This window comes from Meiothermus sp., from assembly GCF_037443965.1.
In the GTDB taxonomy this organism is placed as follows: Bacteria; Deinococcota; Deinococci; order Deinococcales; family Thermaceae; genus Meiothermus.
Genome location: NZ_JBBINI010000001.1, coordinates 103018 through 123901 on the forward strand (window position 1 = coordinate 103018; position 20884 = coordinate 123901).

Consider the following 20884-nt stretch of genomic DNA (forward strand, 5'->3'; position numbering starts at 1 on the left):
TTAGTTCTTGAGCCATGATTCTCATGAGAAGTCCGGCTACCCTGCTAGCATGGAAGGCATGGATCAACCCCTGATCCTAATCGTCGAAGACGAGAAGGACATTGCCCGCTTTATCGAACTCGAGCTCCAAGCTGAAGGCTACCGTACCGAAGTGGCTTATGACGGTATCACGGGGCTTTCACGTTTTCGCGAGACCAACCCCAATCTGGTGGTGATGGATCTTATGCTACCCGTAATGGATGGCCTCGAGGTCGCCCGCCGGATTCGCAAGACCTCCAATGTGCCCATCGTGATCCTGACCGCCAAAGACCGGGTAGAAGACAAGGTGGAAGGGCTGGACGCCGGGGCCGACGACTACCTGGTCAAGCCCTTCAGCATCGAGGAGCTTTTGGCCCGCATCCGCGCCCACCTGCGCCGGGTAACCCCGGCCATTACCGGCGAGATTCGGGTCTCGGATCTGATCATTAACCTCGAGGGGCGTGAGGTGTATCGGGGTGGGCGGCGCATCGAGTTCTCCAACAAGGAGTTCGAACTCCTGGAGCTGCTCGCCAAGAGCCCCGGCAAGGTCTTTAGCCGCTTCGAGATCGAAGAAAAGGTCTGGCCCGGCTACCAGGGCGGCTCCAATGTGGTGGATGTGTATATCGGCTACCTGCGCAAGAAGCTCGAGGGCACCGGCGAGCGCCGCCTGATTCATACCGTGCGCGGTGTGGGCTACGTGCTGCGCGAGGACTAAGCCACGGCAACAGTCCGAGGCCAAATGCACTAGACTGTGTCGCTCTGAGATGCCAGCATTACCCCTGAACCGAGCCCTGTCCGAATCGAGCAAGCGCTCTATCATGGAAACCGGGTGGCGCGTTCTCTAGGCCATCACCGGCTGCCCCAAATCAGGGATTTGGAGGAAGGTTGCGCAACCTGTGCATTTTCCCTAGATTGGGTCTGAACTGGGGTACGAGATGCTCGATAAGAACGACGTCGGCATATTTCTCAAGCCGCAGCATCTCCGGCATATTGGCCTCTGGGTACGACCCTGAAGACACAAAACCATGACCCTTCGCACCCGAATCACCCTGCTCACGCTGGCCCTGCTGGCATTTTCGTTGCTGTTGATTGGGGGCTCCGTGTATGGAACCTTGCAATTCACCCTTTACGACAGCCTCCGGCGGGAGCTAACCGAGACTTCGGTAACTGCCCAGCGGCTTATTCAAGAGCAGGGCAATCTCGATGGCCTACCTCTTACGGTCTATGGACAGGCCCTGTGGGTGCCTTTCCCCAATCCCACCGCCAACGACATCTTGCAAGGAGCCGCCATCCCCATCGCCCAGTCGCTGGCGCTGGGCAACGCCACCCTGACCCTATCGGAAAAAGGTTTGCAGGAGGTTTTGCGTTCGGGTGGTTTTTACACCCAGACCATTCTCACCCGCCCCGATGGCAGCCAGATCCCGCTGCGGGTGCGGGCAGAACGCCTCGAGACCGAAATCGCCGGGATTCCCCGAGGCAAACAGTTGGTCATTCTGCTGGTGGGCAAGTCCACCGAGAGCATCGAAAGCACCCTGGCCGACTTTGCCCGCACCTACACCGCTACAGCCGTTCTGGTCCTTATTTTTGGTGGGCTGCTGGCCTTCCGGCTGGTGCGGCAGACCCTCGAGCCCCTCGAGTGGGTGGCCAAAAAGGCCGAGCAGGTCAGCAGCAAGCCCGATAAGCTACCCGAGCTCGAGGGCAACGACGAGGTGGCCTCGCTGGTCAAGTCGCTCAACCGCATGCTCGTACGGCTCGAGAACGCCTGGGAAACCCAGGGCCGCTTTCTGGCGGATGCTTCCCATGAGTTGCGTACCCCCATAACCGCTATCCTGGGACATATCAGCTATCTGATAAGGCGCACACAGGTGTCGGATCAGCAAAAGGAAAGCCTCGAGATCATCAAGCGTGAGTCCGAGCGGATGCAAAAGCTGGTGGGGGATCTGCTCGAGCTCTCCAAAACCGGCGGCGGTTGGAAGGTCGAACTGGGAGCCGTGCACCTTCGGACGGTGTTGAACGAGATCGAGGAGGAGTACGGCAAGAGCTTCGAGGGCCGCATCGAGATGTCGGCCCCCGACAACGTATGGGTACTGGGCGACCCCGAGCGTTTGCATCAGGTCATTGCCAATCTGGTCTCCAACGCCATCAAAGCCAACTCCACCCTAATCCGCCTGGTGGTGCTCGACCTCGCGGAACGGGTGGTGGTTCGGGTGGAGGATAACGGCGAAGGCATCAGCCGAGAACACCTCCCCCATCTGTTCGAGCGTTTTTACCGGGTAGACAAAGCCCGCGACCGCGAACGGGGTGGCAGTGGGCTGGGGCTGGCCATCGTACGTTCGATTGTCGAGGCCCACGGCGGCAACGTGTGGGCCGAGAGCGAACCCGGCAAGGGATCGGTATTCAGCATCTCGCTCAAACGGGCCGCTGCACCGCATCCCCAACTGGCCTGAGGCTAGTAGACAAGGACTCTACGCGTGAGTGGCATATTGCGCCCCTCATCGGGTTTCCCACAAATACGCTGCACGCGGTGCGGAGTAATTCACCCAGTACAGGAAAAAACCCCTGTAATGGGTATTCGTGGGAACCGCTCTCAAGGCGTCCCCAGTACGATGACCACATCGTAGCCCCTTGGCTCGAGGCGGATGCGGGTCTGGAGCGGCAGATGCAGCAGATCGGCGTAGTCTTTAGCCAGCACGAAAGCCGGGGATTCGCGGCCCACCACCGAAACGCCGCTGCGCACCAGCACCACGCTCGAGCCCCCGGCCTCCCCCACCTGCACTTCGGGTGGGGGAATGCCTATCTGGATAAAGCCTTGCCGGTAGCGCTCACCTTGCCCGGTTCCGCTCTGGTCGAGCAGCAGGGTTTTGAGGCCCAGGGCTTCGGCTTGTACCAGCCGGACCATTACCTCAGCATCAGCCGTGTAACCCAGCAGCCCTGCGGTGAAGGAAGCCATGGCGGCCTGGTCGGGTATCAGATAACTTCCCTCCTCCAGGGTGGGCAGGGTGGCGCTTTTTAGGGTCAGACTCTGCAGGTTGGGCAACAAACGCAGGGCTTCGCTGGAGGGAAGGCTGGTCTCGAGGGAGTTCCACACCGTACTGGCGACCCCCGGCAAACCCGACCAATAGCGGGGATTTTGAGCTTTGCGAAGCGCCAGCCCCATCACTTCCTTGATGCGGTCCAGGCGGCCCAGGTCGGAGCCCTCCCAGCGGCGAAAGCGCATGTATTTGACAGCATCTTTCCCATCCAGATGCACCGGGCCAGCAGGAAAATCAATGTACAAACCAGCCGCCCGGTCGGTGTACTTCATCGGATAGGGCAGCACCACATCCACCCCATCCACCGCGTTGACCAGCTTCATCACCGCTTCAAAGGTCAGGATGACGTAGTGCTGTACCGGCACCCCCAGAAGGTTTTCCACCGCCAGCCGCAAACCCTCTGCACCGCCCCCCCGCTCGTAGACGGCGTTGATTTTGCCTTCGTAAAAGCCGTTGGGGGTTTCGCCGCTGTAGCGCAGGTCGCGGGGAATGGCCACCACGGTAGCCTCCGAGCCACGCAAGCGGATGTAAAAAATGGTGTCGGTGCGGAGCCCTGGCCCACAGGCGGTATGGTAGCCGCAGTATTCGGTGTCGCGGGCAGCCACCACCAGGCTGAGTTCTTCGGAAGGGCTGTTCCCCTGATACGCACCAAACAACCCGGCCCGCACCTCTCCCAGTTGCGGCCCGTAGGCCAGCGCCCCCGCGAGGGTCAGGAGGGCCAGCCCCAGCAAAATTAGCGAAAGACGCGGCCCGGTTCGGCGTCTCTTTGCCGACGACCCCCGTTGGGCTCTGCGGGGCGTCTGTAGTTGCGCCATGACCACTAGATTACAAAATGAGGTGAACCGGAAGGTAACAGACCCCCCAAAAGCATTGCGGGGGTCGGTTGTTTTATACGCATTTCGGCAGTATCGTTCACTTTTGAAAGCCTAAACGATGCTGCCGGAATGCACTTCTACTCCCTACGGTCGGCTTGAATCCTTCACCTCTGACTGCGCATGGCGGTGAAGGATTCAAGCGGAAACGGTATTACTGGTTTTTTTGTTGCATCACGGCCCGATAAGCGGCCATGGTGCGGGGATGCGGTTCGATACCCTTGCTCTGCAGGTAGTTCACCTTACAAATTACCGCCTTGTGGTAGGCCTCCTCGAGCCTTCCGCCAAGCGCCATCTCGCGGATTTCGTGGTTGACCCCGCGGCCCGGCTCCGAGACATCGGCAATGTAGAGGGCCATGCCGATTTTGTGCTGGGGGCTGACCCCGTAGACGTGGCCTTCGATGGCCTCGAGCACTTCCTCGTCTTCCACACCCCATTCCTGGGCCAACCGGCGGCCTGCCCGCCCATGCAGGGCCAGGGGATGCTTGCGCTCCAACTCGTTTTCGGGGGGGGCCAGCTCCACCAATTGCTCAACGCTAAAATCGCGTGCAGCATCGTGTAGGATCCCGGCTAGATAAGTTTTTTCCGCGTCAAGCCGGTTGGCTCTGGCAATTTCGGCCGCCAGATCGGCCACCCGCAAAATATGAGCAAAGCGCTCAGGTTTGACCTGATCGCGTACCTTTTCGGATAAATCAACGACAGAGATTGTGCTTATCAAGTGAAGCCTCCGCCGAGGGCGGGAGCAGGTTTGGAAACTCCTGCCCATCCGCAAAGCAGAGATTACCATATCTTTGGAAATTTCCAAGTCGGATCTTCATGCAACTGTTTAATTGAGCTGACCCGAAGTCCTCGAAAAACCACATCCTCAGAGCACTTCCCACCATTACAGCGTATGTGGTGCGCATAGCGCCATAATGTATGCCGCATCGCCAAAACGCTGTACGGCGTATTCGTGGGTACTGCTCTGGATGTGGGTCTTGTGCCCAAAGCAGCCACCGGTAAAGCCCTTCGGCTCACACGGTTGCAAAGGCAAGATAGTGCAACTAAGACCACAGCGATTGCCACTGGGATAGCTAACATGATGCAATCGTTCCAACTGGTTTGGCTGGATTTGACTTTTGCCTGTAGCCTGTGCTACTCTCAATTGTCCCCTAAAACCAGCAGGTTTCAGTTGGACATTAGGAGTAGTAAATGAACAAAGGTACTGTCAAGTGGTTCAACGCGGAAAAAGGTTACGGTTTCATTGCCCAGGAAGGTGGCCCCGATGTGTTTGTGCATTTCACTGCCATCCAGGGTCAGGGCTTCAAGAGCCTCAATGAGGGAGATCGCGTAGAGTTCGAGATCGAACCCGGCAAGAATGGCAAGGGCCCTCAAGCCAAGAATGTGAAAGTGGCCTAATAGTTCCGCCAGCCAAAGCTCCCCTGTTGGGGGAGCTTTTTTGTATTACATCCAAACTTGATGGTGGAGATCATGGGATCGCTTTGTCGTATACTGCCTCCATTCAAACCCCAAGCAGCGAGGAGCATCTATGACTGAAGAACAGCATCTGCGCGAGTACACCAAAGCCCTAAAATCACGACTTCCACGTCACTTTTTCGAGCCGGTTCCGTCTCGTCTAATCTATCTGCCCATATTTCTGACCCTGTTTGGCCTATGCGTTTGGGGGATTGTGGCGACGCCCTATGTCTTGCTCAAACTGCTGCTGTCATTTGGGGTCGGATACGCGTTTATTGGCATGGGGTTTCTGGCCCACGAGATACTGCACGGTGCGGTCACCAAGAACCCAACCGTGCGCTCCGTTGCTGGAACCATCGCGTTTATGCCGCTGATGGTGGGAGCCAGACTATGGCGCAAATGGCACAACGTTGAACATCACTCCCATACTCAGCACCCCGAAGATGACCCTGATGCGATGGGGGCCTTGGAGTCGGCGATCCAAAAACCTTTTGTGAAATGGATGTTCCGCCAGGTGCCTGCTTTACGCAGCTTTTTCTTATTTTTCTCCTTCAACTTCTGGTTTACTTTGCACGCCCACATGATGCTCCGGCGTTTCCTGCCGGACTTCAAACCTGCAGAACGGCCCATTGTAATTTTCCAGGCGGTTTTGCCAGTTATGGTTTGGCTCTTGGTACTGGTGTGGATGGGGCCGCTCAACTTCTTGTTTGTGTTTGTGATTCCCTGGCTGATGGCTAACTTTATCGCTATGAGCTTTATTGCCACCAACCACCTTCTCAACCCCATCACCGAGACCAACGACCCCTTAATGAACAGCCTGACAGTGCGGAATCCAAGATGGCTCGAGTGGCTCACCCTGGGCTTTGGTTACCATATCGAGCACCATGTATTTCCAGCTCTTTCGCCCAAGTATGCCCATGTGGTAGCGCAGAAAATCAAAGAACTCTGGCCCGAGCGCTACAACGAGCTGCCCCACTGGAAAGCCCTGTTCTACCTCTGGAAAACTCCCCGCCTCTACCGCGACCACCGCAACCTGATCGAGCCTACTACCGGTCATGTATTTGGAACGTTGGGGTTCGGGCTGAACGACAGCAAGATCAAGCAGCCCAAATCCTCCAAACGGGGGCTGGGTAAAAGAGGGCTTGGAAAGTAGAAAAGAGGAAAAACAAGGGCGACGAACCGGCTGACAGGCCTAGCGCTTTCCGCTTTAGCTGTTTGGCGTTAGGCTAGTCGTATATGCGTATTCTTATTGCCAACGACGACGGTATCTTCTCGCCGGGAATCAAGGCTCTAGCTTTTGCTTTGCGGGAGATAGCGGAAGTGAACGTGGTGGCCCCAGATGTAGAGCAATCGGGCGTGGGGCACAGCATCACTTTTCGCAGACCCCTGCGGTTCAAACACACCGCCTCGGCAGGGTTTGGCGAGATTCCAGCCTACCGAGTTGACGGTACGCCTGCTGACTGTGTGGTGTTAGGCAGCAGGTTGTTGGGACGACCCGATTTGGTGGTTTCAGGGATCAATATCGGGGTCAATATGGGTCTGGATCTGACCCACTCGGGCACGGTAGCGGCGGCCCTGGAAGGGGCTTCGTTGGGGATTCCTTCCATTGCTTTTAGCCTGGATGCCTCAGGCGAAGAACTAAAGTTTGAGGAAGCTGCCCAGAGTGCGGTGCCGATTGCGCAGTGGGTGCTGAAGCACGGTCTGCCACACAAAACCCTGCTCAATGTGAATTTCCCCAACCGTGCCCCTCGAGGGGTCAAGATCACCCGACTCTCCACCCACCGCTACGAAGACTCCATTGTCGAGCGGGAAGACCCCGATGGGCGGCCCTACTACTGGGTGGCGGGCAAGCCTACGGCCGAGCTGGAAGAAGGCACCGATTTCTGGGCTGTTCAGCACGGTTTTATATCCGTGACCCCCATCTCGCTGGACTATACCAACCTTGCTTTTGCCGCTGAACTCGAGCGGAAGTTCAGGCTGCAAGCCACGAAAACCAAAGTTGGCACCAGTACAAAAGCCAAAGCCAAGCGACGTTGATGCAGTTCCGTTCCCATTTGGGTGGAATCTTTACCTACTGCCGTTCCCGAAAAATAACCGGTACCCCGAGAGGGTCGGCTTCGACAAGCTCAGCCGACGCCCACACCGGATAATACCGTTTCCGCTTGAATCCTTCACCGTAGGACGCAGTCAGAGGTGAAGGATTCAAGCCGACCGAAGGGAGTAGAGAAGCATTTCGGTAGTATCGTTTAGGCTTGTCAAAGTGAACGATACTACCGAAATGCGTATAAAACCAGGAAGCGCTGTAGGTTAGAGCGGTTCCCACGAATACCCAGTACAACAAAAAAACGTTGTACTGGGTAAATTACGCCGCATGGCGCGCAGCCTAAATGTGGAAACGCGATCAAGCCCTGGCCAGGGCTATTCGAGCACGGTCGGCCATCTGATAGAGCTTTTCCTTGGTGACGGGGAATTTACCCTCCAAGGCCAGTCCTTTGCCGTCTTCCCAGTGGGCATGGTAGTGGACATGGCCCCCCGGAACCCGGAAAGCCACGTGCTTGAGCTTGGCATGGCGGGGCGAGACCGAGGCAAAAAAGAACGGTTCTCCCCGGCCATCCGATAAAGAGACCGCCATCATGGTAGTGGGCACTTGATAGGGCCGCTCCATGCGGTAGATAAAGTCGGGGAAATCAGATTCCTTGGTGAATTGCACGCCTTTTTCGGCAGCATATTCTTTCATCCATTCAATAACCTGTACCCAGGATTTGTACAGCATCTCATCATGGTGGTGATCGTGGCCGGCACTCATAGCATTTAGTTTATCGGGTTGGAGCGGGAAAGTCTAAACTGCCCCATCTTGAGTTTGATAACCCCCAAGGCTCACCGACCCAACTGCATGGTTTTGGGTGCAATACCCAAAGGTCTAAGGTGAAAAACACACTGTGACCACGCTAAGCGGTAGAGGACAAGAAGCAGGCAGCGACTTACAAAAAACTAGGCTCTCACAGGCTGCTTTGGGCTGTGATCTCCAATCTAGGCTTTCTGCTTGTGCAAACCCCGCAACCCCCCTCACGTTCAAATTCAAACCCAAAGCGCTACGATAGAGTTCACATGCGTCAGAACGACCTACCCCCGCTGCCCGAGATGCCAGGGGTCTACCTGTGGAAGGCTGGCGAAACCATTATCTATGTGGGCAAGGCCAAAAGCCTTAAAGCCCGCGTAACCAGCTATTTTCACAGTGAAGGCAAAAGCTTGCGGGTGTCTAGGGAAGCCACCCATCTCGATTTCATCGTGGTACGCGACGAGGTGGAAGCCCTACTCCTAGAAGCCAACCTCATCAAACTCCACCGCCCCCACTACAACGTCCTGATGAAAGACGACAAACACTACCCCTTCCTGAAGCTAACCCATGAAGAATGGCCCATGCTGATGGTCGTGCGGCGGGTACAAGACGACGGGGCGCGCTACTGGGGGCCGTTTCCTGATGGGGGCGCGGTACGACGCATCAAACGACTGGTGGATCGGGTTTTTCCCTTGCGACAAAACTCTGGGTTCCCCTTCAAAAAAAGGCGCTATCCCTGTCTCAACTACTCAATGGGGCGCTGCCTGGCTCCTTGTGTAGATAAAGCCGACCAAGAGCAATATGCTACCGTGGTGCGACAGGTAGAAAACCTGCTGGATGGCAAGGTCGAAGAGCTGTACCAGAGCCTGGAAACACAGATGATGGAAGCTGCCAAAAACCAGGACTTCGAGCGGGCAGCCGAAATCCGCGACCAAGTGAGCGCAGTGCGCAGCTTCTTTGGCACCACCCAGCAGGCCTACGACCCCGAGTTGGGCGATCTGGATTTTCTAGGTTTTGCCCGCGCTGGCGACTATGCCCTCATTCAGCACTACCAGGTGCGCGGGGGCCAGATGCTGGGGCGCATCAGCCGCTTCGTGGAGGGGGTGAAGGAGGCCAGCGACGCCGAGTTGCTGGAAGCCTTCCTGCGCGACTACTACCTCGAGGCCACCCCCCTACCCCCATTGGTGCTGCTCCCCTTCGAGCTGGAAGCGCAGGAGGCTTTCTCGGCTTTCCTGAGCTCCAAAGGGCGCAGGGTGGAGGTGCGCGTCCCCCAGCGCGGCGAAAAAACCCGCCTGATCGAACTGGCCCAGCACAACGCCCAGACCGCCTTGCAGACCGAACTCAAGCTGCTGGAGCGCAAGGGCGACCACCCCGGCCTCAAGGGGCTGATGGAGGTGCTGGGGCTCACCCGCCGCCCCTACCGCATCGAAGGCTACGACATTTCCAACCTGCTGGGCGAAAGCGCGGTGGGTTCCATCACGGTCTTTGAAGGGGGCCGCCCCAAGAAAGCCGAGTACCGCCGCATCAAAATCAGGGGCCTGAAGGGCCAGCCCGACGACTTTTTCTCGATGGAGCAGACCATCCTCCGGCGCTTTACCGGCAGCCTGGCCGAGCAGATGCCCATCCCCGACCTGATTCTGATCGACGGCGGGCTGGGCCAGGTGCGGGCCGCGCAAAAAGCCCTGCAGCAGGCCGGGCTGGAAATTCCGCTGGTGGGGCTGGCCAAGCGTGAAGAAACCCTGGTCTTGCCCGACGGAAAAACCATCGCCCTGCCCCTCAATCATCCCGCGCTGCAACTGCTCATCTACCAGCGCGACGAGACCCACCGCAACGGCCTCGAGTTCCACCGCAAGCTGCGCAACCAGAAAGCCCTCAAAAGCATCTTCGACGATATAAAGGGCATTGGCCCGGCCCGCAAGCTGGCCCTGATGAACCACTTCTCGACCCTGGAAGAACTCAAAGCCATGAGCGTGGAGGAGCTGGCCAAGCTGCCAGGCCTCGACAAGCGCAGTGCCCAGGCCGTGCTGAAGGCCCTGAGCAATCTGCCGATGGAAACCAAGGTATGATATATGGCTATGACAGAACTGAGCATTAAGAGCAGGTTTGACTCAGAAGCATATGTGGTGATCTATCCTGGCGACTGTGCAGAGTTGCTCAAAGAAATTCCAGACGCCAGCATCTCTTTGGTGATCACCTCGCCCCCCTACAACATTGGTAAGCCCTACGAAAGCCGTCAAGCCTTGGATGCTTATCTGGCCTGGCAAGAAAGCATTGTCAAGGAATCTGTCCGCGTGCTCAAACCAACCGGCAGTCTGGTGTGGCAGGTTGGGAATTACGTGGATAACGGTGAAATCCTCCCGCTGGATATACTTCTTTTTCCTATCTTTACCAATTTAGGACTAAAGCTTCGCAATCGCATTGTATGGGCGTTTGAGCATGGGCTTCATGCAAAGCGTCGTTTTTCCGGACGTTACGAGGTGGCTTTGTGGTTTACCAAAACTGACGAGTACACCTTTAATCTGGACAGTGTACGGGTTCCGCAAAAATATCCCAATAAAAAACATTTCAAGGGCCCCAAAAAGGGTGAACTCTCCGGCAATCCCCTGGGCAAAAATCCTGGTGACGTGTGGATATTTCCTAATGTTAAGGCCAACCACGTAGAAAAAACCGGCCACCCGGCACAGTACCCCGTGGAGCTGGTGGAGCGTTTTGTCCTGGCCTTAACGGAAGAAGACGACTGGGTTTTGGATCCGTTCGGCGGATCGGGAACCACCCTCATTGCTGCCTTGATGCACAGAAGGCGGGGGGCCATGGCCGAAATAATCCCCGATTACGTTGAAATTGCTCATCAGCGCCTCCGTGAAGCCTGGGAAGGCCGTCTGCGGGTAAGGCCCATGGAGCGCGAAGTGTATGATCCTTCCGGTAAAGGCGCTTACATTCCCCCTCGTGCCGTTGATCTACAAGCCATCTGGAACCCCCCCTTGCTGGTAGAACCCAAATGAAAATCGTCTATGAGTACTCCCATTTAGGCGGTCGAGAGATTCTCCAGGTGCGTTTTCCAATAGTGCTGGAAGAAATCTATGCCGTTATCAAAGAGGTAAGTGCTGTTCGGGGCAAAAAAAGTAAAGAAAAAACCAAACTGGGTAAAGAACTCTACGCACCCAAAATCATAAACCAGCGCCTGAAGGAGGCCTTCCACAAGCGAGGTTTTCGCGAACTCAGGGACTACTACGAGATTCGGCTGCCAGGCCAGGAGGAGCCGGTGGTTCGCGGAGCCTACAAGCAGATAGATTTCTTCAAAGAACGGGTTCTCGTCGAGGCTCAGTTTGGGAAATACGCATTTATGTTCTACGACATGGCTAAGTTCCAGTACTTCTTCAACGAAACCAGGGCCGATGTGGGGGTCGAAATTGTACCGGCTTATGCGCTGCACAAGGAAATGTCCTCGGGTGTGGCTTACGGTGAGCAGCTCATCTACGATATCGAGCGGCTAAAACGACACTTTCCCGCCGTGCCCGTTCACATCATTCTGATTGATGCGGACTGATTTGTTGTCATAGGCGTGCCTCTTTCGCAACGAGGCCAGTAGCGGTAGGCTTACCCCTATGGAAACCGTGCGTGTGGCCCTGATGGGGGGGGGGACAGTCGGGAGCGCTTTTGCACAGCTTTTGCCCGCGCACCAGGCCCGCTTTAGTGCGCTGGGCGTCAAGGTGGAGCTGGCTCGAGTGCTGGTGCGCGACATAGAGAAAAGCCGCCCTGGCATTCCCTCGAGGCTCCTGACCAACAACCCCAAAGGTTTTCTGGACGATGTGGACGTGCTGGTGGAGGTGGCCGGGGGCACCACCACCGCCGGTGACCTGGTCTTGCAGGCGCTGGAGAGGGGCCTGCCGGTGGTCACGGCCAACAAGGCCCTGCTGGCCGAGCGCTGGGACGAGCTGCGCGAATACGCCGAGCAGGGCGACCTGTATTACGAGGCCAGCGTGATGGCCGGAACACCCATCATCGGGGCCTTGCAAAGCCTGTGGGGCAACCAGACCCTGGAGATGCACGGCATTGTCAACGGCACCTGCAGCTACCTCATCCGGCGCATGGAAGAAGGCGCTACCTACGAACAAGCCTTCAAGGAAGCGGGCGACCTGGGCTACCTCGAGGCCGACCCCAACCTGGACGTGGGCGGCATTGACTCGGCCCACAAGATTTGCGTGCTGGGGCGGCTCACGGTGGACCCTGGGCTTTCCTGGCCCAAGGTCTTGCAGCGCACCCGGGGCATCCAGCACCTCACCCCCGCGATGCTCCAGCAAGCCAGGGCCGAAGGCCACGCCATCAAACTGGTGGCCAGCCTCTACCCCGAAAAGGGCGAATGGGTGGCGGCGGTACGTCCGGTGCGCCTGCCCGAGTCGCACCCCCTGGTCAGCATGGGCAGCGGGCGCAACGCCCTGGTCTACAAGGGCGACCCAGTGGGACAGTTGGTCTTCGCTGGGGCCGGGGCCGGGGGGGGCGTAACGGCCAGTGCGGTGCTAGGCGACCTGTACCGGGCGCTATTGGGCACACCCGGCCACCTGCCCATACCTGCAGCCGCGCCCATACCGGCGCAGGAGGTAGAAAAGCTCGTGGAGGTCTGAAGCCAACGAAAGTTTATGGGCTTTATACCGTTTCCGCTTGAATCCTTCACCGTAGGACGCAGTCAGAGGTGAAGGATTCAAGCCGACCGAAGGGAGTAGAAAAGCATTTCGGTAGTATCGTTTAGGCTTGTCAAAGTGAACGATACTGCCGAAATGCGTATTAGATGTGCTCAGCCGGCCACCCCTTTGCCCTGAGCCCAGCCTTTTGTCCAGGTATCATGAATACCCACTATGGTTCGCTATTACAGCACCCGTGACCCCCATAAAAACCTGGTACGCTTTGAGGAGGCCCTGCTTAAGGGGCTGGCCTCGGATGGGGGTTTGTATATCCCCGAGCGCATTCCTCAAATAGAGCCGAACGCCTGGATCAAGGCTAGCTCCCTCGCCGAGTTAGGGGTGGCGGTCTTGGGCGCGTGGCTCCGCGAGGACCTGCCCCCCGCCGACCTGGAAGCCATCGTGCGCGACGCCCTGAACTTCCCCTGTCCGCTGGTAAAGCTATCGGACGACCTGTACGTGCTCGAGCTCTTCCACGGCCCCACCCTTTCCTTTAAAGACTTTGGGGCCCGCACCATGGCCCGCCTGATGCAGTATTTTCTGCGCCAGCGGAGCGAGCGTCGCATCATCCTGGTGGCCACCTCGGGCGACACCGGCAGCGCCGTGGCCGATGGCTTCGCCGGGCAGGAGAACATCGAGGTGGTCTTGCTCTACCCTAAAGGCAAGGTGAGCGAGGTGCAAGAACGCCAGCTGATTACCCAGCGCCCCGGCGTGCGCAGCTTTGCGGTGGAGGGCACCTTCGACGACTGCCAGCGCATGGTCAAGGAGGCCTTCGTAGACCCCGAACTGGCCCACCTGCCCCTGAGCAGCGCCAACTCCATTAACATTGGGCGCCTGCTGCCCCAGGCCCTCTACTACCTGTGGGCCGCCTGTCAGATCAACAGCCTCCCCCTCTCCCCTACTGGGGGAGAGGGCCGGGGGGTGGGGGTGGACATCAATTTCTGCGTTCCCAGCGGTAACCTGGGCAACCTGATGGCCGGCATACTGGCCGCGCTGATGGGGCAGCCCGTCCACCGGTTCATCGCCGCCCACAACGACAACCACTTCTTCCCCGACTTTTTGCAAGGCAAGGTGGAGGCCTACCAGTTCCACCCCACCATCGCCACCCTTTCCAACGCCATGGACGTGGGCTCGCCCAGCAACTTCGAGCGCCTGTACACCCTACTGGGGCCGGAAAAGCTGCGGGCGTGGGTCTGGGGTACCGCGGTCTCGAATGAAGCCACCCTCGAGCGCATGAAAAAAACCTACGAGGCCACCGGCTATATGGCCTGCCCCCATACCGCGGTGGGCCTGGAGGCCCAGGCCCGCTACCGCCAGCAAACCGCCGACCCCACCCCTATCATCAGTCTGGCCTGCGCCCATCCAGCCAAGTTCCCCGAGGCCATATTGAATGCCCTGGGCCAGGAACCTACCAAAGAAGAGATGTTGGAAATCCTTTACAGCCGCCCAACCCTAGTCCAGACCATCAAGCCCACCCTGGAAGCCCTCAAGGCACAGTTGCTATAACTCAGAAGTGCCGAAACCCTCTAAAAACGGTAAGCTAGAGATCAGGTATAAACCATGGCAGAAAAAGCAACAGAAAAACCCAACAAGGAACCCTTTCCAGGCGCCTACTTGCTAGGTCTGGTGATTACCTTGGCCCTCCTGATTGTCATTGTGGCTGTTGGAGCCGGATTGCCCCCGGCCATTTCGGGCTTGCTGGTATCGGTGTTGCTGGGCCTGACGGTCAACCCCAAATATGCCCTTGGCTTCCTGAGTGCGGGGGTGCTGGCAGCTGTGTTGGGCCTTGCGGGCAGTGAACCCCAGGTGGCCTGGGGTGGTATCGGACTCATTTTATCGAGCCTCATCGTCTGGCGGTTTATTAAATCCTGATACCCTTTGGAGGCCGGGTTTGAGCAAGTTGGGCACATTCCTGGAGCGTTCACTGGCACCCGACCGCCTGGCCCGCACCCTGATCTACGCCGGCATCGCCGGTTTCATCTGGTTCTTCTTCCTTCAACCCAGCCCCTTTGGCTCCACCCTTTCCGTGACGACCCTGGTGGGGGCCGGGCTGGTGCAATACGGCAGCGATAAGCCTTTTATTATCCCCCTGTACATCTACGTGTTGGCGGCTTTGGTGTTGTTGCAACTGGTCGGGCTGGTACTGGGGGTGGGTGGACAATTAGGGGCTGCACTGCTGGGCAGCGCCCTGGGGCTGGGCCTGCCCTATCTGGCCTACCGCTTGCGGGAGAAAGCATGAAAATCGCACTGATCCATTTAGCCACCCGCGAAACCCCCCAGGCCACCCTGGAAAAAGCCCTCGAGCTCCTCCACCAGGCCCACCAAGCCGGGGCAAAGGTCGCGGTGTTGCCCGAGCTGTTCTCGAGCGGCTACCGCTACGGCGATGCCCTCTATACCCCCACCCTGCTTACACTGCTTCAGAACTTCTGTGCGCACAGCGGAATGATCTTGGTCGCTGGGGTGTTGGAACAAGCCGGTGAGCGTTACGCCAACCGGGCCAAGGTCATCGGGCCTGCAGGGGTACAGGCCAGCTACACCAAAACCCACCTGATTCCGGCTTTTGGCGAGCCCGAGACCATGATGGCGGGGCAGGATTTGGTCACGCTCGAGCTGGGGGGCTTCAAAGCTGGCATTGCCATCTGCTTTGATCTACGTTTCCCCGAGCTCTTCCGCATCTACGCGCTGCAAGGTGTAAACCTGTTCCTGATTCCCTCGGCCTGGCCCGCCAGCCGCGCTTACGCCTGGGAGCTTTTCTGCAAATCCCGCGCCGCCGAAAACCAGGCCTACCTGATCGCCGTTAATCACGCCGAAGAACCCTTTGGTGCAGCCAGTTTGGCCATAGACCCAATGGGCATGGAGATGCTGCGGGTCGAATCTGAGGGCGTTGGGCTAATCGAACTAGACCAGGCCTTCCCGGCCCGGCTGCGCCAGGAGTTCCGCGTGCTCTCCGAGCGTCGCCCCGACCTCTATCAAGGTCTCTTGAAAAACCCAACCAGCAAATAAAACCCTGCCCCCAGCATCAGGCCCTCGCCCCAGGCTGGGAAATAGGGCCACAGCATTTGCATCTCAAAACGACCCGCAATCAGCAGCGGCCAGGGCAGCAGGGCCCAGGCCAGCCCGTACTGCCGGAAACCCGTCGCTAGCAGAAAAGCCAGCCCCACCCCACGCAGGTAGAGCAGCCAGCCCTGCCCCAGCTCGTTTTGGTAGACAAACCACAACAGGTTGAGCCAGACCCCTACCACCCCCCAGGCCCAGCCCCAGCGGCGCACCGCCACGAATGCCAACAAGAACAATCCCAGCCCAACAAAAAAATCCAGCATTGCGGTTCATTCTATCGTGCGTATCTCTATTCTGAAGTTACGCAGCCCCAAGGAATCGTTGCAGCTCGAGCTGGGAGACCTTGAGCTTGCCGGAGATGAGCTGACGTCGCAACTTGTAGGGGGTGTTACGACGCTGGGATTTCTGCTGATCCAGGAAGAGGAAGGCCATCAGCCCCAGCGTGAGGTGACGGCGGTACGACGATACCGTCCTCTGCTGTACCCCCTCCCAGCCGCACGCCTGGTTTAGAATCTTGATTGCGGCGTTTGTAAAGCCCCCGCACTGCAGGCCAGTCCAGCTCCAGGTCGCTGCTGGCATAGAACTGGCTCCCTCGCCGGTACACCACCACCGGAATATGGCCCCTGAGATACCCCAGCCCTGACCAGTAATACCGTTTCCGCTTGAATCCTTCACCGTAGGACGCAGTCAGAGGTGAAGGATTCAAGCCGACCGAAGGGAGTAGAAAAGCATTTCGGTAGAATCGTTTAGGCTTGTCAAAGTGAACGATACTACCGAAATGCGTATAAGGCCCTCTGCGGAAATAGCGGAGCTGCCGACCATTCAAACTGCGGTTCTTCCTCCGTCGGGTCACAAAGGGCCAGCCTTGCTCCTGGAGGTAGTGCAACAAGCGGGCGCTGGCATACCAGGCATCCAACAACACATACGCCGGCTCGATGCCCAGCCACTTGGCCTGTCGCAGCAGTTGCAGGGCCAGCTCATGCTGTACTTTTCCTTTCCGCGGTAGAGGTGAAAACCCACCGGCACGGTGATGGTGCCATTCGTCCACAGCAGCACCACCTGTATCCCCAGAATGAAGCCCCCGGTTTTGCTATCCCTAACCTTGTGCGTACAGTCCAGACCCGTGGTGAACTTCTGTAGGGTGGTATCGTCCAGAATCAGGTATCCACCTTTCTGAACCAGCTTGTTGACCAAGCGTTGGAGAATCGCCAGCAACGGTATCTGTCCCGTCAGCAGGCGATGGAGTACCGGCATCGCCGGGGGCCTAGCGGCCCTTCACTGGAAGGTGTCGTGGCAGACGCCTTCAACTGCATCGGCAAGACCTACGCATGTGTGGTTAGAGACCGCAACCAACAAGGCTGAAGCTACTTTGCGACCGGTGCTAGACTCATCTGGGGCCTCCTGTAGCGGCAGGAAGCCCTATTTTATCGCTTTATACCTCTGTGCGTAACTTCAGCTTACACAAACTTCTACACGTAATTCCTTACACGACCGATTTGAGCGCTTCATTTTGGGAACTTCACAGCATATCAATCTTTAAACTCTTGACTTACCAAACCACTAAGCACAGCAATTGATTGTGTGGGTTGTGGTTTTGAAAGTTTACAATCCAGCACAGCCACGGTTTATGGCTCTTTGGAGTCATGGTAGTCGGCCTGTTGCGCCCGGCGCAAACGCGCACGCAAGGCCGCAGGGGTGTAGGGGGTCTTCTGATGCACAATAGCCCCAAAGCCCGCCATCAGCAGGGCTGGAATGAGCAACAACAGACCCTGAAGAGGGTCAGGCACATAGGGCATAGGAAACTGGGCCACCGAAGCCCATAGTTGTACCAGCGGCAGAATTCCCCCCATCAGAAGCCCGCTGAGCCACCACTGCCGGGGCCACCACCACCCCAGCAAAAACCCGGTCAACAGCAGCAGCGTTCCGGCAAAAAGCAGATCCACATTGCCCAAATCGCCCAGTGCCACCAGCAGGCCAACGCCGGTTGGAATAAGGTAGCGGAACGATTTCCGAATGTCTGGCGTCATGGTCTTTACAATACCCTGGTTTGGCCTAGGGGAAGTGAGCTGCCCGGCGAAGCAGCCTACTCGAGCGCCGATGTCCAGCACACCTGTAACGAGCCCTACAAACTAGATTGGAACCTATCTAATCAAAGGCCTGAGCTGAGAGATCTATGGGTGGTTCGGCCTTGGCCTTCAGGGTGTTATGCCAGAGCGCGATCCCGCGCAAGGGGGCGTAGACCTCGAGGCTCGGGAGGGATTGTCCACTGAGCTTTATGCGGTGAATTTTGGTGCCACCCCGCCGGATGGCATAAATGGTGTCGTCCAGCACCGCCATCTCGACCTGGCTGGTGGGGTCTTCGCCTTCGGCTACCGGCAGCGGCAGCGAGAGCAAGACTTCCCCCTCGAGCGATAGCTTGCGAATCTTCTGGCTGTCCGAATCGTAGATGAGCAGTTGCTCGTCGGGGGTCAGGCCCAGACCGCCCAGCAGCCGCAGTTCCTGGGATTCTCGGCTCTTGCGGAAAGCATAGCGCGAAACGTACTGGCCGCTGTGCTCGAGGCGCTGTACCTGGCGGTTGCCGTAGTCGAGCACGAATACATAGTTGCGGCTGGCCAGCAAGGCCCTGGGCGACTCAAAAGTACCCCGGCCCTGTCCCGAGCCGCCAAAGCGGGCTACGGGGTTGCCTTCCTGGTCGAAACGGGTGATGGTGCAGGCCTCGCCATCCAGCACCAGCAAGCCATCGGACATGGCCGCCAGCGAGACTGGATAGAGCAGCTCGCCCAGTTTCATCCCGTAGGGCGCAACCGAGTGGGTAATTTCGCCGTCCACATCAAAACGGTGTACCAAGCGAACCGCACCGCCACCGTACTCGAACAGGCTGATCCAGAAACCCCCATTCTTGTCTACTGCAATCGAGAGAGGGGGTGAGGGGAACATTCCGCGTCCACTGCCCACCCCGCTCCACATGCGCATCAGGGTGCCGCTCAGATCCATCAGGCGCAGGGTACCCTTCTTGGTCTCGACGGCCAGAGCCAGGTACACCGGCGCGGTGAGGCCAGGGTCTTCCTGCCACTTACCGCGCAACACTTCCAGCACCGCCTCCAAACTAGGGCGTTTTTCGGGGTCTTTCTCGAGCATCCGGTAGACCAGATCGGAGAGCACCTGGGGAATGTCAGGGTTGACTTGCTTGGGGGGGGCCGGCATCTGGGTGATCTGTTGATGAATCACGGCTTCGTAGGCACCTTGGAAAGGCGGCTGACCACACAGCGCTTCGTAGAACACCACCCCAAAGCTGTAGATGTCGGATTTGTGGTCAATGCGCTGGCCCTTGGCCTGTTCGGGGCTCATGTACACCGGGGTGCCGATGCGGGCCCCGGTGATGGTCAGGCGGGTCAAGACCTTGCCCGCTGCAATCCCAAAATCCATCAGGCGCACCCCACGGGCGTCTACGCTACCGTCGTCGCGCACTGCGTTCTTGAGCACCATGATGTTTCCAGGTTTGATGTCGCGGTGGATGATGCCCTGGGCGTGGATGTGCTGCAGGGCCTCGGCCACCCGGCTCATCACCTCCACAATGCTCTTGATGGAGAGGCGTTTGCTTTCAATCAGGCGATCGAGCCCCTCACCATCAAGGAATTCCATGGCGATGTAGTGGGTGTCACCCTGGTTGCCGTGATCGTACACCTTAACGATGCCAGGGTGGTCGAGGTGGGCCAGCAGCTCGGCTTCGCGGTGGAAGCGCCGCACAAAGCGAGGATCGCCCACATATTTTTCCTGGGGAATCTTGAGTGCAATCAGGCGACCATCTTTCTTGTTGCGGCCCTTGTAGACGGTAGCCATGCCGCCGATACCGACTTTTTCCTGGATATCGTAAAGGGCCTCGAGGCCCGTAACGCTGTTGCCCAGCGATACCTTGGGGTTGGGCTTGGTCTTGGGAGGGCGGGGCGCGGGCTTGGGACGCGGCTGGAAAGCCACCCGCGTGGATTTGGGAACCCACATCGAAGCCAACCCCAACAGCAACGCTGTAGCCAAGAGGAGTGGTTGGGCCCCCAACACCAGCAATCCACCCAGCGTCAGCAAAATCAACACAAACATCAGCCAGGTTCGCCCAGTACGCAATATTAGCGCTGTGGAAATGACGACCAACAACAAAGCAATCAGGTAGCTCATTTAAACCTCGCTGCAACCACCGTGATGTTGTCTGTTCCACCACGCACCAAAGCCTTGCCGACCCAGCCCTCGAGGGCCGCTTGCAGGTCGCCCGTGATTGTCCATTCCTCCGGCGGCACCAACCCATACAGTCCGTCGGTAGCCAGCACCAATACCTCACCTGGGGCAAAGTTCACCGCGGCAATATCGTGCCGCACATCGGAAAGGCCCAGCGCCTGGGTCAGCATGTGCTTCCAGGGGTGATCCTCGGCCTGGTCGGCGGTCAGCACCCCCTGGCGCACCTGCTGGGCCACCCAGGAGTGATCCTGAGTCAGAAGCGTCCAGCGCCCCGAGGAGTAGCGGTAGGCCCGGGTATCGCCCACGTGCCCGATCACCGCTTGCCGGTTCCACTCGGTCAGCATGACAGCCGTGAGGGTGGTACCCATACCTTTGCGCGACGGCACCCGTTCCCCCTCTTGCACAATTCGCCGCTGGGATAACTTGAAGGCTTTGTCCATGACCAGGTTGAGCCCCACGCCTGGGCGGCCAGTTGCAGCATGTTCGGCATACGACTTGGCTGCCGAGCTAACCCCCTCGATGGCTAGCTTGCTGGCCAACTCGCCCGCTTCGGCCCCGCCCATGCCATCGGCGACCGCCAGCAACACCAGGTTGCCGATAGGGGTCGGGTGTACCGCAACGCGGTGGAAGTCCTCGTTGTTTCGACGACGACGACCAATATTAGATTCTGTGGCAATTTCGAGCCGTGCCAATCGCATGACACCTTAT

22 protein-coding genes are annotated in these 20884 nt (G+C 58.2%); 13 read left to right on the plus strand and 9 right to left on the minus strand.

The window, feature by feature from the left end; translation table 11 throughout:
* Window positions 1-58: 58 nt before the first annotated feature.
* Together WKI89_RS00505 and WKI89_RS00510 are read left to right on the plus strand one after the other, a co-directional pair.
* Complete coding sequence (locus WKI89_RS00505) at window positions 59-733, plus strand: response regulator transcription factor (protein WP_208015319.1); 675 nt, start codon at window positions 59-61, stop codon at window positions 731-733.
* 310 nt (window positions 734-1043) lie between these two features.
* Window positions 1044-2465, plus strand: a complete 1422-nt coding sequence (locus WKI89_RS00510) for a HAMP domain-containing sensor histidine kinase (protein ID WP_337867255.1) — start codon at window positions 1044-1046, stop codon at window positions 2463-2465.
* Window positions 2466-2605: 140 nt separating this feature from the next.
* On the opposite strand, the gene WKI89_RS00515 is transcribed toward WKI89_RS00510, so the two are convergent.
* Both WKI89_RS00515 and yqeK read right to left on the minus strand, forming a co-directional pair.
* Complete coding sequence (locus WKI89_RS00515; RefSeq protein ID WP_337867256.1) at window positions 2606-3865, minus strand: LCP family protein; 1260 nt, start codon at window positions 3863-3865, stop codon at window positions 2606-2608.
* Window positions 3866-4076: 211 nt separating this feature from the next.
* Window positions 4077-4640 carry a bis(5'-nucleosyl)-tetraphosphatase (symmetrical) YqeK gene (gene yqeK, locus WKI89_RS00520; RefSeq protein WP_337867257.1) on the minus strand — a complete coding sequence of 188 codons (564 nt, stop codon included), beginning with the start codon at window positions 4638-4640 and terminating at the stop codon, window positions 4077-4079.
* A 473-nt stretch (window positions 4641-5113) separates the two neighbouring features.
* Between yqeK and WKI89_RS00525 the strand changes: the two genes are divergently transcribed.
* From WKI89_RS00525 to surE, 3 genes are all read left to right on the plus strand, one after another.
* Window positions 5114-5320 carry a cold-shock protein gene (locus WKI89_RS00525; RefSeq protein WP_119340863.1) on the plus strand — a complete coding sequence of 69 codons (207 nt, stop codon included), beginning with the start codon at window positions 5114-5116 and terminating at the stop codon, window positions 5318-5320.
* Between the two features lie 130 nt (window positions 5321-5450).
* Window positions 5451-6530: an acyl-CoA desaturase gene (locus WKI89_RS00530; RefSeq protein WP_337867258.1), complete on the plus strand. Its 1080-nt coding sequence runs from the start codon at window positions 5451-5453 to the stop codon at window positions 6528-6530.
* Between the two features lie 83 nt (window positions 6531-6613).
* Window positions 6614-7414 carry a 5'/3'-nucleotidase SurE gene (gene surE, locus WKI89_RS00535; RefSeq protein WP_337867259.1) on the plus strand — a complete coding sequence of 267 codons (801 nt, stop codon included), beginning with the start codon at window positions 6614-6616 and terminating at the stop codon, window positions 7412-7414.
* Window positions 7415-7778: 364 nt separating this feature from the next.
* Here the strand turns inward: surE and WKI89_RS00540 are convergent, their stop codons facing one another.
* Entirely contained in the window at window positions 7779-8183 is a 405-nt protein-coding gene (locus WKI89_RS00540) for an NADH-quinone oxidoreductase subunit 15 (protein WP_337867260.1), read from the minus strand.
* A 302-nt stretch (window positions 8184-8485) separates the two neighbouring features.
* On the opposite strand from WKI89_RS00540, the gene uvrC reads away from it, so the two are divergent.
* The 8 genes from uvrC (at window position 8486) to WKI89_RS00580 (ending at window position 15895) form a co-directional block, all read left to right on the plus strand.
* A complete protein-coding gene (uvrC, locus tag WKI89_RS00545; RefSeq protein WP_337867261.1) occupies window positions 8486-10282 on the plus strand; it encodes an excinuclease ABC subunit UvrC in 1797 nt (598 codons plus the stop codon).
* Between the two features lie 9 nt (window positions 10283-10291).
* A complete protein-coding gene (locus WKI89_RS00550) occupies window positions 10292-11218 on the plus strand; it encodes a site-specific DNA-methyltransferase (RefSeq protein WP_337867262.1) in 927 nt (308 codons plus the stop codon).
* The gene (locus tag WKI89_RS00555; RefSeq protein ID WP_337867263.1) at window positions 11215-11763 is read left to right on the plus strand and encodes a BglII/BstYI family type II restriction endonuclease; all 549 of its coding nucleotides are present in this window, start codon (window positions 11215-11217) and stop codon (window positions 11761-11763) included. Before WKI89_RS00550 ends, WKI89_RS00555 begins: the two co-directional genes overlap by 4 nt.
* Before the next feature lie 58 nt (window positions 11764-11821).
* Entirely contained in the window at window positions 11822-12838 is a 1017-nt protein-coding gene (locus tag WKI89_RS00560; protein ID WP_337867264.1) for a homoserine dehydrogenase, read from the plus strand.
* 231 nt (window positions 12839-13069) lie between these two features.
* Window positions 13070-14398, plus strand: coding sequence for a threonine synthase (gene thrC / locus WKI89_RS00565; protein WP_337867265.1), 1329 nt, complete (start codon window positions 13070-13072; stop codon window positions 14396-14398).
* A gap of 54 nt (window positions 14399-14452) precedes the next feature.
* On the plus strand, window positions 14453-14764 hold the full coding sequence (locus WKI89_RS00570; RefSeq protein ID WP_337867266.1) for a hypothetical protein: 312 nt from the start codon (window positions 14453-14455) through the stop codon (window positions 14762-14764).
* A 19-nt stretch (window positions 14765-14783) separates the two neighbouring features.
* Window positions 14784-15131: a hypothetical protein gene (locus WKI89_RS00575; RefSeq protein WP_337867267.1), complete on the plus strand. Its 348-nt coding sequence runs from the start codon at window positions 14784-14786 to the stop codon at window positions 15129-15131.
* Window positions 15128-15895 carry a nitrilase-related carbon-nitrogen hydrolase gene (locus WKI89_RS00580; RefSeq protein WP_337867268.1) on the plus strand — a complete coding sequence of 256 codons (768 nt, stop codon included), beginning with the start codon at window positions 15128-15130 and terminating at the stop codon, window positions 15893-15895. The genes WKI89_RS00575 and WKI89_RS00580 overlap by 4 nt, the downstream gene beginning before the upstream one ends.
* Here WKI89_RS00580 and WKI89_RS00585 read toward each other — a convergent pair.
* The 6 genes from WKI89_RS00585 to WKI89_RS00610 all read right to left on the minus strand — a co-directional run bounded on the left by WKI89_RS00585 (window position 15862) and on the right by WKI89_RS00610 (window position 20874).
* On the minus strand, window positions 15862-16212 hold the full coding sequence (locus WKI89_RS00585) for a hypothetical protein (protein WP_337867269.1): 351 nt from the start codon (window positions 16210-16212) through the stop codon (window positions 15862-15864). The two genes, WKI89_RS00580 and WKI89_RS00585, sit on opposite strands and share 34 nt — an antisense overlap.
* A 37-nt stretch (window positions 16213-16249) precedes the next feature.
* A complete protein-coding gene (locus WKI89_RS00590) occupies window positions 16250-16528 on the minus strand; it encodes a hypothetical protein (RefSeq protein WP_337867270.1) in 279 nt (92 codons plus the stop codon).
* Window positions 16529-16798: 270 nt separating this feature from the next.
* Window positions 16799-17203, minus strand: coding sequence for a hypothetical protein (locus tag WKI89_RS00595; protein WP_337867271.1), 405 nt, complete (start codon window positions 17201-17203; stop codon window positions 16799-16801).
* Between the two features lie 371 nt (window positions 17204-17574).
* Window positions 17575-17976 carry a hypothetical protein gene (locus WKI89_RS00600; RefSeq protein WP_337867272.1) on the minus strand — a complete coding sequence of 134 codons (402 nt, stop codon included), beginning with the start codon at window positions 17974-17976 and terminating at the stop codon, window positions 17575-17577.
* 118 nt (window positions 17977-18094) lie between these two features.
* Window positions 18095-20119: a protein kinase gene (locus WKI89_RS00605; protein ID WP_337867273.1), complete on the minus strand. Its 2025-nt coding sequence runs from the start codon at window positions 20117-20119 to the stop codon at window positions 18095-18097.
* Window positions 20116-20874 (minus strand): protein phosphatase 2C domain-containing protein, encoded by a 759-nt coding sequence (locus tag WKI89_RS00610; RefSeq protein WP_337867274.1) that lies wholly within the window; start codon window positions 20872-20874, stop codon window positions 20116-20118. Before WKI89_RS00610 ends, WKI89_RS00605 begins: the two co-directional genes overlap by 4 nt.
* Between the last annotated feature and the right edge of the window lie 10 nt (window positions 20875-20884).

What these genes read in the sequence shown, in the direction of transcription:
- WKI89_RS00505 (WP_208015319.1), top strand. Translation starts at nt 59, where the DNA reads ATGGATCAACCCCTGATCCTAATCGTCGAAGACGAGAAGGACATTGCC.
- WKI89_RS00510 (WP_337867255.1), top strand. Translation starts at nt 1,044, where the DNA reads ATGACCCTTCGCACCCGAATCACCCTGCTCACGCTGGCCCTGCTGGCA.
- WKI89_RS00515 (WP_337867256.1), bottom strand. Translation starts at nt 3,865, where the DNA reads ATGGCGCAACTACAGACGCCCCGCAGAGCCCAACGGGGGTCGTCGGCA.
- WKI89_RS00525 (WP_119340863.1), top strand. Translation starts at nt 5,114, where the DNA reads ATGAACAAAGGTACTGTCAAGTGGTTCAACGCGGAAAAAGGTTACGGT.
- WKI89_RS00530 (WP_337867258.1), top strand. Translation starts at nt 5,451, where the DNA reads ATGACTGAAGAACAGCATCTGCGCGAGTACACCAAAGCCCTAAAATCA.
- surE (WP_337867259.1), top strand. Translation starts at nt 6,614, where the DNA reads ATGCGTATTCTTATTGCCAACGACGACGGTATCTTCTCGCCGGGAATC.
- WKI89_RS00540 (WP_337867260.1), bottom strand. Translation starts at nt 8,183, where the DNA reads ATGAGTGCCGGCCACGATCACCACCATGATGAGATGCTGTACAAATCC.
- uvrC (WP_337867261.1), top strand. Translation starts at nt 8,486, where the DNA reads ATGCGTCAGAACGACCTACCCCCGCTGCCCGAGATGCCAGGGGTCTAC.
- WKI89_RS00550 (WP_337867262.1), top strand. Translation starts at nt 10,292, where the DNA reads ATGACAGAACTGAGCATTAAGAGCAGGTTTGACTCAGAAGCATATGTG.
- WKI89_RS00555 (WP_337867263.1), top strand. Translation starts at nt 11,215, where the DNA reads ATGAAAATCGTCTATGAGTACTCCCATTTAGGCGGTCGAGAGATTCTC.
- WKI89_RS00560 (WP_337867264.1), top strand. Translation starts at nt 11,822, where the DNA reads ATGGAAACCGTGCGTGTGGCCCTGATGGGGGGGGGGACAGTCGGGAGC.
- thrC (WP_337867265.1), top strand. Translation starts at nt 13,070, where the DNA reads ATGGTTCGCTATTACAGCACCCGTGACCCCCATAAAAACCTGGTACGC.
- WKI89_RS00570 (WP_337867266.1), top strand. Translation starts at nt 14,453, where the DNA reads ATGGCAGAAAAAGCAACAGAAAAACCCAACAAGGAACCCTTTCCAGGC.
- WKI89_RS00580 (WP_337867268.1), top strand. Translation starts at nt 15,128, where the DNA reads ATGAAAATCGCACTGATCCATTTAGCCACCCGCGAAACCCCCCAGGCC.
- WKI89_RS00585 (WP_337867269.1), bottom strand. Translation starts at nt 16,212, where the DNA reads ATGCTGGATTTTTTTGTTGGGCTGGGATTGTTCTTGTTGGCATTCGTG.
- WKI89_RS00590 (WP_337867270.1), bottom strand. Translation starts at nt 16,528, where the DNA reads ATGCCAGCAGCGACCTGGAGCTGGACTGGCCTGCAGTGCGGGGGCTTT.
- WKI89_RS00595 (WP_337867271.1), bottom strand. Translation starts at nt 17,203, where the DNA reads ATGCCGGTACTCCATCGCCTGCTGACGGGACAGATACCGTTGCTGGCG.
- WKI89_RS00600 (WP_337867272.1), bottom strand. Translation starts at nt 17,976, where the DNA reads ATGACGCCAGACATTCGGAAATCGTTCCGCTACCTTATTCCAACCGGC.
- WKI89_RS00605 (WP_337867273.1), bottom strand. Translation starts at nt 20,119, where the DNA reads ATGAGCTACCTGATTGCTTTGTTGTTGGTCGTCATTTCCACAGCGCTA.
- WKI89_RS00610 (WP_337867274.1), bottom strand. Translation starts at nt 20,874, where the DNA reads ATGCGATTGGCACGGCTCGAAATTGCCACAGAATCTAATATTGGTCGT.